This window comes from Streptomyces sp. NPDC057474 (assembly GCF_042802555.1).
In the GTDB taxonomy this organism is placed as follows: Bacteria; Actinomycetota; Actinomycetes; order Streptomycetales; family Streptomycetaceae; genus Streptomyces.
Genome location: NZ_JBHVDX010000042.1, coordinates 1 through 16,127 on the forward strand (window position 1 = coordinate 1; position 16,127 = coordinate 16,127).

Below are 16,127 nucleotides of genomic sequence, written 5' to 3' on the forward strand. Positions count from 1 at the left end.
AGGCAGGCCACCACCCTGTGAAGGCGGACCGAAGCCCCCGGGCGGTGGAGTGTGTTCCCCGGTCGGATCGCCCGGCGGCGGGCCGTAGCCCCCTGATGGAGGCCCGAACCCTCCGCCGTTCGACGGCTGTGTGCCGTCCGGCGGCCGGGGCGGCTGGGACGGTGGCGGCGGCATGCCCATACCGACCAGAGTCGCCGCGAAACAGCCAAGACGCGAGCCCTGCGCGGGAGTTGATACGGACTCATGCCACGGATCGCATGATTCCGGAGAAACCCGCGTAGGGATCGGTCAGGGGAGGCGCAGGAGTCGGCCGAGACAGAAGCCGGCGGGGCGAGGGAGGAGGCCCCCTCCGCGTCAGCGGCAAGGGCCTCCCACGCGCGCGTGATTCAGCCGTGCGCGCCCAGCAGGTGGTCCATCGCCAGCTGGTCGAGCTGCTCGAAGGCCATTCCGCGAGCGGCGGCGGCCTCGGCGTCGAACTCCTCGAAGGCCGCACGGTCCGCGAGCAGCGCCTGCAAGCCGTCGGCGGCCGTGGGCTGGGCCAGCTGGTCCAGCCGTGCGACGCGCAGGGCCTCCTGCACCGCCGGGTCCGCGCGGAAGGCGGCCGCACGCTCCTTGAGGATGAGGTAGTTGCGCATGCAGCCCGCGGCCGACGCCCACACCCCGTCGAAGTCCTCGGTGCGCGGCGGCTTGAAGTCGAAATGCTTCGGGCCCGCGTAACCGGCGCTCTCCAGGAGATCGACCAGCCAGAAGGCGGAGCGCAGGTCGCCCGCGCCGAAGCGGAGGTCCTGGTCGTACTTGATGCCGGACTGGCCGTTGAGGTCGATGTGGAAGAGCTTGCCCGCCCAGAGGGCCTGGGCGATGCCGTGCGGGAAGTTCAGCCCGGCCATCTGCTCGTGGCCGACTTCGGGGTTGACGCCGTACAGCTCCGGGCGCTCCAGGCGCTCGATGAAGGCCAGGGCGTGGCCGACCGTGGGCAGCAGGATGTCGCCGCGCGGCTCGTTCGGCTTGGGTTCGATCGCGAACTTCAGGTCGTAGCCCTGAGAGGTCACGTACTCGCCGAGGAGGTCGAAGGCCTCCTTCATACGGTCGAGCGCGTCCCTGACGTCCTTGGCGGCACCGGACTCGGCGCCCTCGCGGCCGCCCCACGCGACGTAGATCTTGGCACCCAGCTCGACCGCCAGGTCGATGTTGCGGATCGTCTTGCGCAGCGCGTACCGGCGGACGTCGCGGTCGTTGGCGGTGAAAGCGCCGTCCTTGAAGACGGGGTGCGTGAAGAGGTTTGTGGTGGCCATCGGCACGGTCATGCCGGTCGTGTCCAGGGCCGCGCGGAACCGCTTGATGTGCTCCTCGCGCTCACTGTCCGAGGACCCGAAGGGGATCAGGTCGTCGTCGTGGAAGGTCACCCCGTAGGCGCCGAGCTCCGCCAGACGCTGCACCGACTCGACCGGGTCGAGGGCGCGCCGGGTGGCGTCACCGAACGGGTCCCTTCCCTGCCAGCCGACGGTCCACAGGCCGAAGGTGAACCTGTCGTCGGGGGTGGGCTGGTAGTTCATGCCGCGGCTCCTTGCGCTCCGACTATTTCGTCATGGCGATTTACAAATTAGTATGCGGACGCGTCTCTGGGAAGACAAGATGTCGCCGGACGGAGGCGTCAGCCGCGTAAGCGGCCATCACGAGCCGTGTGAGAGGGAGAGCCCGATGTCAGCAGCCGAGGGTCCGCTCGTCGTCGGTGTGGACTCGTCCACACAGTCCACCAAGGCCCTGGTCGTCGACGCGTCGACCGGACGGGTGGTGGCGAGCGGGCAGGCGCCGCACACCGTGTCCTCCGGTGCGGGCCGGGAGAGCGATCCCCGCCAGTGGTGGGACGCGCTGCGCGAGGCGCTGCACCAGTGCGGGAAGGCGGCACGCGAGGCCTCGGCGGTGTCGATCGGCGGCCAGCAGCACGGCCTCGTCACCCTCGACGCCCAGGGCGAGCCGGTCCGCCCGGCACTGCTGTGGAACGACGTGCGCTCGGCGCCGCAGGCGACCCAACTGGTGGAGGAACTGGGCGGCGCGAAGGCCTGGGCGGAGCGCGCCGGCAGTGTGCCGGGCCCGTCCTTCACCGTCACGAAGTGGGCCTGGCTGGCCGAGAACGAGCCCGGGGCGGTCCGCGCGACCGCCGCCGTACGCCTGCCGCACGACTATCTCACCGAGCGCCTCACCGGTCAGGGCACGACCGACCGCGGCGACGCCTCCGGCACGGGCTGGTGGGCGTCGGCGATCGAGGCGTACGACGCGGATGTACTCGCCCATGTGGGGCTGGACCCGGCGCTGCTGCCCCGTGTGGTCCGGCCTGGCGAGGTCGCCGGGACCGTACGGGACGCCCACGACCTGCCGTTCGCCAAGGGCACCCTGGTCGCCGCCGGTACGGGTGACAACGCGGCCGCCGCGCTGGGGCTCGGGCTGCGCCCCGGCACCCCGGTGCTGAGCCTCGGCACCTCCGGCACGGTGTATGCCGTCTCCAGACACCGTCCCGCGGATCCGACCGGCACGGTGGCGGGCTTCGCCGACGCGCACGGGGACTGGCTGCCGCTGGCCTGCACCCTGAACTGCACACAGGCCGTCGACCGGGTCGCCGCCCTGCTGGGCCTGGACCGCGAGGCCGTGGAGCCCGGCACGAGTGTCACCCTCCTCCCCTACTTGGACGGCGAGCGCACCCCGGCCCTGCCGCACGCCTCGGGCCTGCTGCACGGGCTGCGTCACGACACGACCGGCGGACAGCTGCTCCAGGCCGCGTACGACGGTGCCGTCCACTCGCTGCTCGGCGCCCTCGACCTGGTGCTCGACGCGGACGCGGATACCTCCGCGCCGCTGCTGCTCATCGGCGGGGGTGCGCGGGGCGCGGCCTGGCAGCAGACCGTGCGCCGTCTGTCGGGGCGTGCCGTGCAGGTCCCCGAGGCCAAGGAACTGGTCGCTCTGGGCGCCGCCGCACAGGCCGCCGGACTGCTCACCGGCGAGGACCCGGCCGCGGTCGCCCGCCGCTGGGACACCACCCGGGGGCCGGTGCTGGAGGCCGTGGAGCGGGACGAGGAGACGCTCGCCAGGATCTCCGGGGTACTGTCCGACGCCGCGCCGCTGCTGGAGCGCGAACCGGGCGGCAGCTGACCAGGCCAGGGGGTGTCCGAAGTAGGAAAATCCGATTCCGGCATGATCTACAGGACACCCACCAGGACACACCGACGGGAGCCGGGGGAGGCATGACCGCACCACTGCACGAAACCCACCCGAGCGGCTCCGGCCGTCGCCTGCCCGACAACCAGCAGGGCATGCGCCGCCGTAACCTCTCCCGGGTCATGCACACCGTCAATACCGAGGGATCCCTGTCCCGGGCCGCCGTCGCCTCGCGCATCGGCCTGACCCGGGCCGCCGTGTCGACGCTGGTGGACGAGCTGATCCGCTCGGGGCTCCTGGAGGAGCTGGGCCCCGAGCGGCCCGGCCGCGTCGGGCGACCCGGCTCGGCGCTCGCACTCAGCAGACGCGGCCCCGCCGGGATCGGCGCGGAGATCGGTGTCGACCACCTCGCGGTCTGCGCCGTGGATCTACGCGGTGAGGTACGGGCTCGCGCAGTACGGCACGGCACCAACCGCGGCCGGTCGCCCGAACCGGTCATCGGCGAGCTGACCGAGCTCGTCCGGCGGGTCGTCGCCGAGGCGGAGGGCGAGGGCTTGTGGCCCGCGGGTCTCGCGGTCGCCGTGCCCGGGCTGGTGGCGAGCGATGCCCGAACCGTGGTCCGTGCCCCCAACCTCGACTGGCACGACACGGACCTGGGCGCCCTGTTCCCCGGTGGCCTGCCGGTGACCGTGGACAACGAGGCCAACTTCGGTGGCCTCGCGGAACTCTGGCTCGGCGACGGCACACCGCCCGACTTCCTGCACGTCTCCGCGGAGATCGGCATCGGTGGCGCGGTCGTCGTGGAGGGCCGGCTGCTCCGCGGAACGCGCGGTTTCGCGGGCGAGTTGGGGCATGTGCCCGTTCGGCCGGAAGGCCCCGACTGCGCGTGCGGTGGACGCGGCTGCCTGGAGCAGTACGCCGGTGAGGAGGCCGTTTTGCGAGCGGCCGGGCTGGAACCGGGAGAGCATCGTGTCGAGTTCCTCGCCGAGCGGGCCGCCGCCGGTGACGAGGATGTGCACCGGGCCCTGCGCGGCGCCGGCACGGCGCTCGGCATCGCGCTGACCGGCGCGGTCAATCTGCTGGACCCGCAGACCGTGGTACTGGGCGGTGCCCTGGCCGCCCTCGCGCCCTGGCTGCTGCCTTCGCTGGAACGGGAGTTGGCGCGGCGGACGGCCGGTCCGGCATGTGCCGTGACCGTGTCCCGGCTGGGCTCCGAGGGACCTCTTCTGGGTGCGGCCCACTCGGTGGTGCGGGGTGTGCTGGACGATCCGGCGACGGTCGGGGTACGGCCGTAGCGCAGCCGGCGCGCCTCACCATTCAGGCCCGCATTCATGGGCCGGCGCAGCCACTTCCCCCGTCCGGGTGACGAAGTTATCCACAACTCACTGCTTTTCCACCGTTTTCCACACGCCCGGACGGTCCGGTCGGCAATCGCCGTACCGTGATTCACGTGAGGCGCAGCCATTCGACCTGCGGATGCGTCTTCGAGTACGAAGTCGAGCTGCCCAGCGCAGAATCCAACCCACCGGAAAGGCGGACCCAAATGGAGCGAGCCAGGCCGTTGCCGAGCAGGCGACGGCTGTTGCAGGGCACCGCCCTCGCCGCGATCCCCTACGCGCTGCTCCCGAGCCCGCGGGCCGGCGCCCGGTCGCCGGCCGTCGACTACGCGCACGCCCGGTGGGAGTCGGCGAGCGCGGCCAACTACACCGCGGCCGACCGCCCGACCGGCCAACCCGTGGACCTCGTGATCATCCACGTGACGCAGACGACGTACAAGAACACCCTGCCCGTCTTCTGGAACCCTGCGAAGCAGGTCTCCGCGCACTACGTGCTCCAGTCGGCCGACGGGCGGGTCACCCAGTGCGTCCGTGAGCGCGACATCGCCTGGCACGCGGGCAACTGGGACTACAACGCGCGGAGCATAGGGATCGAGCACGAGGGCTGGGTGGACCGGCCCGATTACTTCACCGGTGCCATGTACCAGCAGTCGGCGGCGCTCACCTCGACGATCTGCGACACGTACGGCATACCGAAGGACCGCGCCCACATCATCGGCCACCACGAGGTGCCAGGCACCGATCACACCGATCCGGGGCCGCACTGGGACTGGGATCGCTACATACGTCTGGTCAACGCCGTCTGACGTTGTCCGGGTCCGAGACCGCCGGAGACCGCCGGAGGCCGCCCGAGGCCGTGCGGGCCGATGCCGCCCGAGGCGGTCCGGTCCGAGGCTGTCCGAGCCGTGGAGCGGGGTCACGTGGCTTGTCGGGCGTGCGTTCGGCGGTGACGATGGTCCCAGCTGTGCATGCTTTCCGGGGAGGCCGAGTTGACCGATCCATGGGTGGCTCTGGAAGCGGGAGCCGACCCCGTCGAGCGGGTGCGGGTGCTGCGCCGCGCCCATGAGGCGTTCACGCAGCGAGGCACGGTGGCACGACCGGTGCGTTCCGTGGTGGCGGACTCGTGGCGGCGTTCGGCGAGGGCAGGTGTCGGGCCGGAGGGCACCGCGCGTGTGGAACTGACGGACGGGGACCTGGGTTCCTATCGCGCGGAGCATCCGCTGGCCCAGGTGATGCCCTTGTTCCGCGAGTTGCTGGGCACGTTCGCTTCTGACGGCGAGCATCTGCTGGCCGTGTGCGACGCGCAGGGCAGGCTGCTGTGGGTGGAGGGGGATGCCGCGACCAGACGGCGGGCCGACCGGATGAACTTCGTGCCGGGGGCGCGCTGGGCGGAGTCAGCGGTCGGGACGAACGCGCCGGGCACCGCGGTCGCCGTGGACCGGCCCGTGCAGGTGTTCGCGGCCGAGCACTTCATACGGCGGGTGCAGCCGTGGACGTGCGCGGCGGCGCCGGTGCACGATCCGCGCACCGGGCGGGTGCTCGGCGCGGTCGACATCACCGGCGGCGACGGCCTGGCGCATCCGCACAGCCTCGGCTTCGTCCAGGCGGTAGCCAGGGCAGCCGAGTCCCAACTCGCCCTGCTCACCCCGCCCGGGGCTTCGGCCGACGCGCTCGAACTGGCCGCTCTGGGCCGCGACGAGGCCCAACTCCTCGTCGGCGGACGGAAGGTCAGGCTCAGCCGCCGGCACAGCGAGATCCTGTTGCTGCTCGCCCGGCACCCGGAGGGACTGTCCGGCGACGAGTTGCTCTGCGCGCTGTACGAGGACGAGTCGGTGACGCCGGTGACACTGCGGGCCGAACTGGCCCGGCTGCGTCGGTTGCTCGGGCCGGGGTTGCTGGGGTCGCGGCCGTATCGGCTCATGGTTCCGGTCGAGTCCGATGTGACGGTCGTGGAACGGAGGCTGGAGAGCGGCGCGGTGACGGCGGCCACGTCGGCGTACGGGGGTCCGCTGCTGCCGGGTTCACAGGCGCCGGCGGTCGTACGACTGCGGCACAGGCTCGCCGACGGACTGCGCGCGGCCCTGATAGCCCGCCGCGATCCCGACCTCCTCGCGGACTGGGCGCACGCCCCCTGGGGCGAGGACGACCTCGACGTGTGGCGGGCGCTCGCGGCCGTGCGACCGACACCGGCCGTACGGTCCCGGCTGCGCGAGCTGGAGTCGGAGCTCTCGGCACCACCGGGGTGGGGGCGCCTTCGGTATACCTGAGGGCTGCTCTCAGGGGCCGGTCGAGATTCCCGGCCCGGGCGATGCACAGGCAGCCGACGGATGGGCGGGGCGGGCGCAACGTCGTTGCAACATTCGGATTTCTAGCCTCCTCGCGAGAGCTGCCCAATGGCGGGTGGCGCTTCTCGGGAGGCAGGTATTCATGACCCGTTTCGCAGCGCCCGGCACGGACGGCGCGGTCGTCTCCTACGAGGCGCGTTACGACCATTTCATCGGGGGTGAGTACGTGCCGCCGGCGCGCGGGCAGTACTTCGAGAACCCGAGTCCGGTGAACGGGCTGCCGTTCACGGAGATCGCGCGCGGTACGAGCGAGGACGTGGAGCGCGCGTTGGACGCGGCGCACGCGGCCGCGCCCGGCTGGGGGCGTACGTCCGTGGCCGAGCGTTCGGACGTGCTGCGGAAGATCGCCGACCGGATGGAGGCGAATCTGGAGAGGCTCGCGGTCGCGGAGAGCTGGGAGAACGGCAAGCCGGTGCGGGAGACGCTGGCCGCGGACATCCCGCTCGCGATCGACCACTTCCGGTACTTCGCGGGCGCGATCCGCGCGCAGGAAGGTTCGCTGGCGGAGCTCGACGACGACACGGTGGCGTACCACTTCCACGAGCCGCTGGGTGTGGTCGCCCAGATCATCCCGTGGAACTTCCCTATCCTCATGGCGACTTGGAAGCTGGCACCCGCGCTGGCGGCGGGCAACGCGGTCGTGCTCAAGCCGGCCGAGCAGACCCCGGCTTCCATCCATGTGTGGCTGAGCCTGGTGGCGGATCTGCTGCCGCCTGGTGTGCTGAACATCGTCAACGGGTTCGGGGTGGAGGCGGGCAAGCCGTTGGCGTCGAGTCCACGGGTGGCGAAGGTGGCGTTCACGGGCGAGACGACGACCGGGCGCCTGATCATGCAGTACGCCTCGGAGAACATCACGCCGGTGACCCTCGAACTCGGCGGGAAGTCACCGAACATCTTTTTCGACGACGTGTGGTCGGCGAACGACGACTTCCGTGACAAGGCGCTCGAAGGCTTCACGATGTTCGCGCTCAACCAGGGTGAGGTGTGCACCTGCCCGTCGCGGGCGCTGGTGCAGCGCGGCTACTACGCCGAGTTCATGGAGGCGGCCGTCGCCCGCACCGAGCAGATCAAGACCGGACACCCGCTGGACACCGACACCATGATCGGCGCCCAGGCCTCCAACGACCAGTTGGAGAAGATCCTCTCCTACCTGGACATCGGCCGGCAGGAGGGCGCCAAAGTCCTCACCGGCGGTGAACGCATCGAGCACGACGGCGAGTTGAAGGGCGGTTATTACGTCCAGCCGACGATCTTCGAGGGCGACAACCGCATGCGGATCTTCCAGGAGGAGATCTTCGGTCCGGTCGTCTCCGTGACCTCGTTCAACGACTTCGACGACGCCATCAAGATCGCCAACGACACGCTGTACGGCCTGGGGGCGGGTGTCTGGACGCGGGATGCCAACACCGCCTACCGCGCGGGCCGTTCCATCCAGGCGGGCCGCGTCTGGACCAACTGCTACCACGCCTACCCGGCTCACGCCGCGTTCGGCGGCTACAAGGGCTCAGGCATCGGCCGCGAGAACCACAAGATGATGCTGGACCACTATCAGCAGACGAAGAACCTGCTGGTGTCGTACTCGCCGAAGAAGCTGGGCTTCTTCTAGGCCCAGATAAAGGGCGCCTGACCTGGGCAAATGCCCGTCAGGCGCCCTTGATGGCGTATGCCTGGGGCCGCGAGTCGAAATATGGCTCTGCTCCCGATATCTCCCACCGCTGTCCCACGTCTGACCAGCTGTTCCGGGATATGTCCGGGCCAGATCCCAGCTGACACGCCTTCAGGGGTGGCTGGCCGGCTCTTCCCACCCCTTCATCGACCGCTCGATCAGCCGGTTGGCGTGGTCTCGTGTTTCGGCCAGGAACTTGGCGTAGTAGCGGAAGAGGACATGGATGCTCTGTCCGGCTCGGCGTGCGCACTCTGCGGAGTCGACGCCGGAGGCCAGCCAGAACGAGATGCCCGCGTGGCGCAGGTCGTAGGGGCGCTTGGCCAGTTCCAGGGTGTGCTCCTCAAGCGTGAGGGCGGCTTCGCGTGCTCGCCCCCAGGTGATGCCATATGCCGAGGGATCGAGATAGTTCCCGGCTGCGTTCTGGAACACCCGTCCATCGGCCGCGACGTCGAATTGCTGTATGTGCTCGCGCAGCATGCGGACGAGCACCGGAGGTATGGGCACGGGGCGCGTGGCCTTGGCCGCCCGCCGTTTCAGCGCATGGATTTCGTAGGCGCCACCGTCGTCGGTCCACTCCTTGCCTGCGGTCACCACACCGCCCTTGAGATTCAGCAGACCCCAGCCGCTCGCCGGCAGACGGCACTGGGCCTTCTTCAGGTGGATGACCTCCCCCGGGCGCATCGACGCGTAATACATGCAGCCGAAGAAGGCATAGAGATGGGGGCCACGGCCTGGCAAGGCCCTGACGGCTGCGAGCAGCCGTGCGACCTGGGCCGGATTCGGCACGCAGTCGGGGTCGACCTCGTCAGCGACCTCCGGCGCCGACCAGCGAAGACCGTTCAGCGGATGGTGCGAGAAGTATCCGCGTTCAACGGCCGTCCCGAAGACCTCGTTGACTGCGGCCTTCTTCCGTTTCGCGGTCTTCGCGGCAGCGGCTGTACCGTCCACCTTCCGGCACAGGGCGTCCAGACCGCGGCGCAGTACGACAGGGTCCTCCAGTTCGCTGACAGGCAGCGAGCGCCGCTTCAGCCAGTCCAGCGCGGCCTGCCACTCTTCGCGCGGCTGGGACTTCCAGGCGTTCTTGTTGAAGGCCCACGAGTACAGAGCGCGCCGCAGGACACGCGGCTCCCGGTACACGGACCCCGGTTCGACCAGGGCCGGGGTGATGGTCGCCAGCGCGTCAGCGAGCGTCCGGCGGGTATTCCCCGGGGTACGGTCCCACCGGTGCTCGATGTACTCCTGGGCCAGGTCGTACCAAGTAGTCCGCTGTTTCAAGGCCCGGAGCTCGGAGGCCGGCAGGCCGGTTCGTGTATCGAACGGTTCGCCCTCGCGGGCAGCGGTGATCAGCTTGGAACGTCGGCTCTCGGCAAGCCCCTTGCTGATGAACGACTCGGAGTTCTCCAGGCCGTTCACCGTCCAGCGAACCTCAAATGCCGTGCGGCGATTAGCCCGTTCCCGTATCTCCCAGAACCGGACTTTGTAACTCATCGCCATTCAGGCGTATCCCTTTCGCATGCCTCCCACCACGCGTCCAAGTCGGCGCGGCGGCAGCGGAGTTCAAGGCGGATCCAGCGCCCGACGCGGGTGTGGTCGATCGCGATGCCTCGGTGGCCTCGCTGCGCGGCAAGAGCGTTGAGGCGGCGGGCGAGTTCCCGGTTGCTCCAACCGGTGGCAGAGAGGGCGTACGCGAGGGCCGCGTTCGGAGTGTTCATCGTGGATCTCGATGGCTGGTGAGGCGCGGTGGGGGCGTGTGGTGGGGGTGCGGATGGGTCCGCACCCCCTTCAGCCGTAGAGGGGGTTGGGGTTGGAGCGCGACGGTGTCTGTGTGCCGCTCAACAGCGGTGCGGTGAAGGCCAGTTGAGGCGGCGGGTGCCGCTGAAGAGGAGGCTCTCTGATGGCAGAGACCGCAGTTCCCAGGATCGTTTCCACCGTGTCGGCCGGTGAGTCGGTCGACTTGAGCCGGGTGCACTTCGTGGGTGTCGGCGGTGTGGGGATGCTGCCGGTGGCGCGGGTCTGCGCCGAGCGGGGGTTCGTCGTGTCCTGCAGTGACACGGCGACGTCGGAGGCTCTGGCGGTGTTGTCCGGCGTCGGGGTGGGTGTGCATCGCGGGCAGGCTGCGGGGCAGGTGCCGGCGGACGCGACGGCGGTGGTGTTCACGCATGCGGTCGCGGAGACCAACCCGGAGATCGTCGAGGCGCGGCGGATGGGTATTCCGCTGGTGCATCGTTCGGTGGCGTTGAACTCTCTGTTGGTGGGGCGTACGGCGGTCGGGGTGCTGGGTACGCACGGGAAGTCGTCGACGGCGGGCATGCTCGCCTTCGCTCTGACCGGGATGGGGCTGAACCCGTCGTATGTGGTGGGTGGTGATCTCGACGGGCCCGCCAGCGGAGGCCGCTACGGCGGTGCGGGCGGGTTCTTCGTGGCCGAGGTCGATGAGTCCGACCGTACGCATGTGGGGGTGGGTGTGGACGTGGCGGTGATCACGAACATCTCGTACGACCACGTGGAGAACTATGCCGGGGAGTTGGATCACGTCGACGCCTATGAGGCGTGTGTGCGGGGGGTGCGGCCCGGCGGCACGGTGGTCCTCAACGTGGATTCGGGCGGGTGTCGTGAGCTGGCGTCGCGGCTGGTGATGGCGGGGGACGGTCCGCGTCTGGTGACGTTCGGGCAGTCGTCGTCGGCGGACTGGCGGCTGACGCGTGCCGTGAGCGTGGGTGGGCGGAGTACGGGTGTGCTGTGTGGTCCGGGCGGGCTGGAGTTCGACCTCGCGGTCGGGGTTGCGGGGGTGCATCAGTTGGTCAATGCGGCCGGGGCGGTGGCCGCCGCGTTGCACGTGCTGAACCAGGACTGCGACGCCGTGGTGGAGCAGTTGTGCGGGTTCCGGGGTGTGTACCGGCGGATGAGTTCGGCGGGCGTGGCGGGTGGGGTGCATGTGTACGACTCCTTCGCGCACCACCCGGAGGAAGTGTGTGCGGACCTGGCGGCGGCGCACAGTCTCTTCGACGCCGAGGCCCGGGTCTTCACGGTGTTCCAGGCTCCGGGGCAGGTGCGGCTGGATGCGTTCGGGGCGGAGTTCGCCAAGGCCTTGGCGGGTTGTGCGCATGTGGTGGTGACGGGTGGCGGCTCCCGCAGTCGCCGAGAGGGAGCGCTGCGGGAGCTGGCCGAGAGCGTCGTTCACGCCGGCGGGTCGGCTTCGGTGTCCCTCGCCGGTGGTGAGGCCGTGCTGGAGGTCGCGGTCCGGGCGCGTCCGGGTGATGTGGTGGTGCTCATGGGGACCGGTGATCTGGTCGGCCAGGGCCCGCTGCTGCGGGCGATGCTGGCGGAGCCAACCCTCAGGGAATCCTAGTCCCCGCTGAGGTGGGGGTCCGGCTGGAGCAGCGCGTCGGCGAGCTGTTCCAGCCGGACCCCGCGGGAGGCCTTGACCAGGACCACGTCGCCGGGCCGGAGGATGGAATGCAACAACTGCAGGGCCGTCTCCTGGTCCGGCAGGTGGTTGGCGGAGGCGCCGGCGGCGCTGGCAGCCGTCTGGATCCATCCCGCCTCCTCCCCTCCCACGGCGATGACCTGGTCCAGGTCGAGGGCGGCGGCGTGCCGTCCGATCTCCTCGTGCGCGGTACGGGCGTCGTCGCCGAGTTCGTTCATCTGGCCGAGGACGGCGATGGCGCGCTGGTCGTGGCCGCGGGCCATCGTGGCGAGCGCGGTGAGGGAGGAGCGCATCGAGTGGGGGTTGGCGTTGTAGGCGTCGTTGACGATGGTGACGCCGTCGGGCCGGGTGTGGGTCTCCATCCGCCACCGTGACTGCCCGGTCGCGGATGACAGCAGCTCGGCGATGTCGTCGACGCCGAGGCCCGCGTCGCGGCCGACGACGGCTGCGGCCAGGCTGTTGTGGATCTGCACCTCGCCGACCAGCCCAAGCTGCACGCGGGCGGTGCCTTCGGGCGTGCGCAGGGTGTAGGCGGGCTGGCCAAGGGCGTTGACTGTCACGTCCGTGGCGCGAATGTCGGCCTGCTCGTTCAGGCCGTAGGTTACGACGCGGGCGCTGGTGCGCTCGGCCATGGCGCGTACGAGTGGGTCGTCGGCGTTGAGAACGGCGAGTCCCTCGTCCGGCAGTGCCTCGACGAGTTCGCCCTTGGCCAGGGCGATGTTGTCGCGGCCGCCGAACTCGCCGACGTGCGCGGTGCCGACGTTGGTGACGACGCTGATGTCGGGCGGGGCGATGTCGGTGAGGCTGCGGATGTGGCCGATGCCCCGAGCGCCCATCTCCAGCACGAGGAACCGGGTGGAGGCATCGGCGAGCGTGATCGTCAGCGGCAGGCCGATCTCGTTGTTGAAGGACTGCGGTGTGGCGACCACGCTGCCGGCGGCGGGCAGGACCTGGGCGATGAAGTCCTTGGTGCTGGTCTTCCCCGCGGAGCCGGTAATGGCCACGACCGTCGCCTGGTCGAGGGCCCCGTGGACGAGGTGGCGGCCCAGCCGTCCGAACGCGGCGAGGACGTCGTCCTCGACGAGGATCGCGGGGGCGCCGACCGGGCGGGTGACCAGGGCCGCGACGGCGCCCTTGTTGACGGCTGCCTCGGCGTAGGCGTGGCCGTCGGTGTGCTGTCCGGCCAGGGCGATGAACAGGGAGCCGGGGGCGGCGTCGCGGGAGTCGAAGACCGCGGGCGCGGTGACGAGGGCGTGGGGGTCGAGGACGTCGGTGAGCTTGCCGCCGACGACTTCGGCGATCGCCGACAGGGACATGGGGTGCATCTGTGGTTTCTCCCTGGTCAGGTGGATGAAGGGGAAGCTACCGGCTGGACGGCGGCAGTCGGGGAAGGCTGAGTCGGTCCGGTGCGGCGCAGGTCGAGGCTGACGCCGCGATAGCCGAAGAAGTCGGCGAACCGGTCGACGGGAAGGCTCGCTTGACGGGCCTGGGGGGTATGGCCGCTGGGATTGCGGTAGATGATCCGCCGTTGTCGTGGCCGATCGCCAGCACCAGGTGCCCGCCGCGCCGTTCCGGGTCAAGCCCGGGTCTGCGGATCTCCCTGGACACCGACGTCATCACCATGCGCCCCTCGTCCAGGAGCGCAAGGAGGTCGGCCGGGTCGAGGTGGCCGTGCACGGTGGCGGCCATCTGGTGGGTGTCCTCGACGTACCGGGCGAACGGGGCGTAGATCAGGCCCTTGATCTCGTCGTCCTGCTGGACGTAGGCGCCGTAGCGGCGGGCGCCGGCCAGCAGCGTGAACAGGCTGGGCGCGTCATCGGAGCGGTGCAGCAGGGCCATGCGCAGGCAGGCGATGCCGCAGATGTGGCGGCACCACTTGCTGTAGGCCGCGTGGGAAGGGGCCCCGGACAGGGGCCAGTTGGGGTCGTCGGCCGGGTCGTAGCCCAGGTAGGCGATGCGGGTGATCAGGTGGGCGGAGGCGTACTGGGTCACGACCGGCACTGGGGTGTGGACCGAGGGCCGATCATGTTTGTCGTCCTCAGCGCAGCACGGACGCGGCAGTCGCATCGCTGTTCCCTTCGGTTCGTTCCAGTGCGATGTCCAGCAGACTGCGGTACGCAGGCCAGTCCACGTTGCCTCCGGAGAACACCACGCCGACGGGTCCCTCCGGAAGGCGGTGGGCCGCGTGCAGCAGTCCGGCGAAGGCGACCGCGCCGGACGGCTCGGCGGCGCTGCGGTAGTGGCGCCACAGATACGCCATCGCCTCGCCGATCGCCTGCTCGGGCACCGTGATGACGCCGGACAGCAGACGCCGGTTGATCTCGAAAGGCAGACCGGCCGGCTGCGTATGGCCAAGCCCGTCGGCGACGGTGGTCGGGGGCGGTATCGGGACCAGGTGCCCGGCGCGCAGGGACTGGAAGGTGTCGTCGGCCGCCTCCGGTTCCACCCCGATGACCTTGACGCCCTGGCCAGCCGCGGCGAGCGCGACACCGGCCGCGAGCCCTCCCCCACCTACGGGGACGACAATCGCCGCCAGGTCGTGGACCTCCTGCAGCATCTCCCAGCCGACCGTCCCGGCCCCGGCGACCACCATCGGGTCGTTCGCCGACGGCACGATCACCGACCCGTCGCGCAGAGCGATCCGGTGGACGATCTCATCCCGCCGGTGCCGGCGCCGGTCGTAGGAGACGATGCGCGCGCCCAGGGCTTCGATCGCTTCCCGCTTCGCGGCCGGGGCGTCGGCGGGGATGACCACCGTGGCGGACACCTGATGCAGATGGGCGGCGAGCGCGAGGGCATGGGCGTGGTTGCCGGAGGACGCGGCGATCACACCCGCCGCACGCCGGTTCTCGTCCAGGCAGGCCACTGCGTTGTAGGCCCCGCGCAGCTTGAACGACCCGGTGCGCTGGAGGTTCTCGGCCTTCACCCACACCCGGCGGCCGAGCAGGGCGTCAGCCGCCGGGGAGGTGAGCATCGGCGTGCGGATCGCGACGCCCCGCAGGCGCTGCACCGCATTCAGCACTGCGGTCGAAGCCACCGGCACGGTCGTGGTGCCCCCGTTCATGACTGGGCCCGGCGGTTGGTGAGCGAGCCGCGCAGGATGTGCGTCAGCAGCTGCTCGTAACTGATGCCGTCCTCGTACGCCATCAGGGCCAGGTTTCCGCTCCGTGACAGGCCCGGCAGGGTGTTGACCTCCAGCCAGATCACCTCAGCGGCGTCCGTGACGATCACGTCGTGCCGCGAGTACGAGTGGCAGCGCAGGGCCCGGTGGGCGACGACCGCCTGCTCCTTCAACTCCCGCATCGTCTCGGGGCGAACCCGGGCCGGACAGTGATAGGCGCACTCGGCCGTGCCCCGCTTCGCAGCGTACGAGTAGAGCCCGTTGGGAGTCTCGGCCTCCAACGGAGGCAGCACATGGAAGGTGTCGGGACCCGTCTCCAAAACACCGACGCTGACGGATCGCCCCGTGTGGAAGGCCTCGGCCATCAGCTCCACATCGGGGCTGGCAAGCAAAGAGGCCAGCTCTGCCGTGGTCCGGGCCAGCTGAAGCCCGATCGATCCGCCCTCCCCCACCGGCTTGACCATCACGGGCATACCCAACAGCCCGGCGATACGAGCCGCTTCGCGCTCTGCATCGGCCGTCGCCTCGCCCCGGACTCCCCTGGGCACGCGCACCCCTGCCGCCGACACGACGGTCTTCGCAGCGTGCTTGTTCATCCCGACGGCCGAGGCCAGCACCCCGGATCCGGTGTACGAAACGCCCAACGTCTCCAGCATCCCCTGGACCCGGCCGTCCTCCGCGCCCCGGCCGGCGATGGCGAGGAAGGCCGCCTGAGCACCGTCGAGTGCGGCGAGGAGCGCCTCGGGTCGGCCGTCGAGGTCGACAAGAATCGTCTTGACGCCCATGGATGTGAGGGCGTCGTTCACCGTACGGCCGGACAGCAGTGAGCGATCGCGTTCTAACGACCAGCCCCCGGTGATCACAGCTACGGACGAGGTGAATTCGCCGGGGGCGAGAGGTGGGATGTGCACAGCAGTCTCCTGAGTTGAGTAGTGCTTTGCGATCGGGGCGCCCTGTCCTCGTGCGGCGCACGAGGACAGGGCGTTGTGGTCAACTGCGTGCCGGCAGCTCGGCACCGGGCACGCACGCCGTCAGCCGTGGGTGCCGGGATGCTGAGCGGTGGAGTCGGTACACCGGGGGC

The 16,127-nt window shown here is 70.4% G+C and carries 12 protein-coding genes; 6 read left to right on the forward strand and 6 right to left on the reverse strand.

Annotated features, from left to right (window positions below):
• Nucleotides 1-386: 386 nt before the first annotated feature.
• Nucleotides 387-1,553 carry a xylose isomerase gene (gene xylA / locus ACFU53_RS15020; RefSeq protein ID WP_383991144.1) on the reverse strand — a complete coding sequence of 389 codons (1,167 nt, stop codon included), beginning with the start codon at nucleotides 1,551-1,553 and terminating at the stop codon, nucleotides 387-389.
• 145 nt (nucleotides 1,554-1,698) lie between these two features.
• Between xylA and xylB the strand changes: the two genes are divergently transcribed.
• From xylB to adh, 5 genes are all read left to right on the forward strand, one after another.
• Entirely contained in the window at nucleotides 1,699-3,144 is a 1,446-nt protein-coding gene (gene xylB / locus ACFU53_RS15025) for a xylulokinase (protein WP_383991147.1), read from the forward strand.
• A gap of 92 nt (nucleotides 3,145-3,236) precedes the next feature.
• Nucleotides 3,237-4,445, forward strand: a complete 1,209-nt coding sequence (locus tag ACFU53_RS15030; RefSeq protein ID WP_383991150.1) for an ROK family protein — start codon at nucleotides 3,237-3,239, stop codon at nucleotides 4,443-4,445.
• A 248-nt stretch (nucleotides 4,446-4,693) separates the two neighbouring features.
• Complete coding sequence (locus ACFU53_RS15035; RefSeq protein WP_383991153.1) at nucleotides 4,694-5,293, forward strand: N-acetylmuramoyl-L-alanine amidase; 600 nt, start codon at nucleotides 4,694-4,696, stop codon at nucleotides 5,291-5,293.
• Nucleotides 5,294-5,455: 162 nt separating this feature from the next.
• Nucleotides 5,456-6,754 (forward strand): GAF domain-containing protein, encoded by a 1,299-nt coding sequence (locus ACFU53_RS15040; protein ID WP_383991156.1) that lies wholly within the window; start codon nucleotides 5,456-5,458, stop codon nucleotides 6,752-6,754.
• A gap of 160 nt (nucleotides 6,755-6,914) precedes the next feature.
• On the forward strand, nucleotides 6,915-8,438 hold the full coding sequence (gene adh, locus ACFU53_RS15045) for an aldehyde dehydrogenase (protein ID WP_383991159.1): 1,524 nt from the start codon (nucleotides 6,915-6,917) through the stop codon (nucleotides 8,436-8,438).
• Between the two features lie 171 nt (nucleotides 8,439-8,609).
• Here the strand turns inward: adh and ACFU53_RS15050 are convergent, their stop codons facing one another.
• The gene (locus ACFU53_RS15050; RefSeq protein ID WP_383991162.1) at nucleotides 8,610-9,986 is read right to left on the reverse strand and encodes a tyrosine-type recombinase/integrase; all 1,377 of its coding nucleotides are present in this window, start codon (nucleotides 9,984-9,986) and stop codon (nucleotides 8,610-8,612) included.
• Nucleotides 9,987-10,392: 406 nt separating this feature from the next.
• Between ACFU53_RS15050 and ACFU53_RS15055 the strand changes: the two genes are divergently transcribed.
• Nucleotides 10,393-11,847, forward strand: a complete 1,455-nt coding sequence (locus ACFU53_RS15055; protein ID WP_383991165.1) for a Mur ligase family protein — start codon at nucleotides 10,393-10,395, stop codon at nucleotides 11,845-11,847.
• Here the strand turns inward: ACFU53_RS15055 and murF are convergent.
• Genes murF through ACFU53_RS15075 form a run of 4 tightly spaced genes read right to left on the reverse strand, consistent with a single transcriptional unit; the run spans nucleotide 11,844 to nucleotide 15,957 of the window.
• Nucleotides 11,844-13,250, reverse strand: a complete 1,407-nt coding sequence (gene murF / locus ACFU53_RS15060; protein WP_383991168.1) for a UDP-N-acetylmuramoyl-tripeptide--D-alanyl-D-alanine ligase — start codon at nucleotides 13,248-13,250, stop codon at nucleotides 11,844-11,846. The genes ACFU53_RS15055 and murF overlap by 4 nt on opposite strands.
• Before the next feature lie 37 nt (nucleotides 13,251-13,287).
• Complete coding sequence (locus tag ACFU53_RS15065) at nucleotides 13,288-13,917, reverse strand: peptidase (protein ID WP_383991172.1); 630 nt, start codon at nucleotides 13,915-13,917, stop codon at nucleotides 13,288-13,290.
• Nucleotides 13,918-13,963: 46 nt separating this feature from the next.
• The gene (locus ACFU53_RS15070; protein ID WP_383991175.1) at nucleotides 13,964-14,962 is read right to left on the reverse strand and encodes a threonine/serine dehydratase; all 999 of its coding nucleotides are present in this window, start codon (nucleotides 14,960-14,962) and stop codon (nucleotides 13,964-13,966) included.
• Between the two features lie 23 nt (nucleotides 14,963-14,985).
• Nucleotides 14,986-15,957, reverse strand: a complete 972-nt coding sequence (locus ACFU53_RS15075) for a hypothetical protein (RefSeq protein WP_383991177.1) — start codon at nucleotides 15,955-15,957, stop codon at nucleotides 14,986-14,988.
• Nucleotides 15,958-16,127: the final 170 nt, after the last annotated feature.

What these genes read in the sequence shown, in the direction of transcription:
- xylA (WP_383991144.1), bottom strand. Translation starts at nt 1,553, where the DNA reads ATGAACTACCAGCCCACCCCCGACGACAGGTTCACCTTCGGCCTGTGG.
- xylB (WP_383991147.1), top strand. Translation starts at nt 1,699, where the DNA reads ATGTCAGCAGCCGAGGGTCCGCTCGTCGTCGGTGTGGACTCGTCCACA.
- ACFU53_RS15030 (WP_383991150.1), top strand. Translation starts at nt 3,237, where the DNA reads ATGACCGCACCACTGCACGAAACCCACCCGAGCGGCTCCGGCCGTCGC.
- ACFU53_RS15035 (WP_383991153.1), top strand. Translation starts at nt 4,694, where the DNA reads ATGGAGCGAGCCAGGCCGTTGCCGAGCAGGCGACGGCTGTTGCAGGGC.
- ACFU53_RS15040 (WP_383991156.1), top strand. Translation starts at nt 5,456, where the DNA reads ATGCTTTCCGGGGAGGCCGAGTTGACCGATCCATGGGTGGCTCTGGAA.
- adh (WP_383991159.1), top strand. Translation starts at nt 6,915, where the DNA reads ATGACCCGTTTCGCAGCGCCCGGCACGGACGGCGCGGTCGTCTCCTAC.
- ACFU53_RS15050 (WP_383991162.1), bottom strand. Translation starts at nt 9,986, where the DNA reads ATGAGTTACAAAGTCCGGTTCTGGGAGATACGGGAACGGGCTAATCGC.
- ACFU53_RS15055 (WP_383991165.1), top strand. Translation starts at nt 10,393, where the DNA reads ATGGCAGAGACCGCAGTTCCCAGGATCGTTTCCACCGTGTCGGCCGGT.
- murF (WP_383991168.1), bottom strand. Translation starts at nt 13,250, where the DNA reads ATGCACCCCATGTCCCTGTCGGCGATCGCCGAAGTCGTCGGCGGCAAG.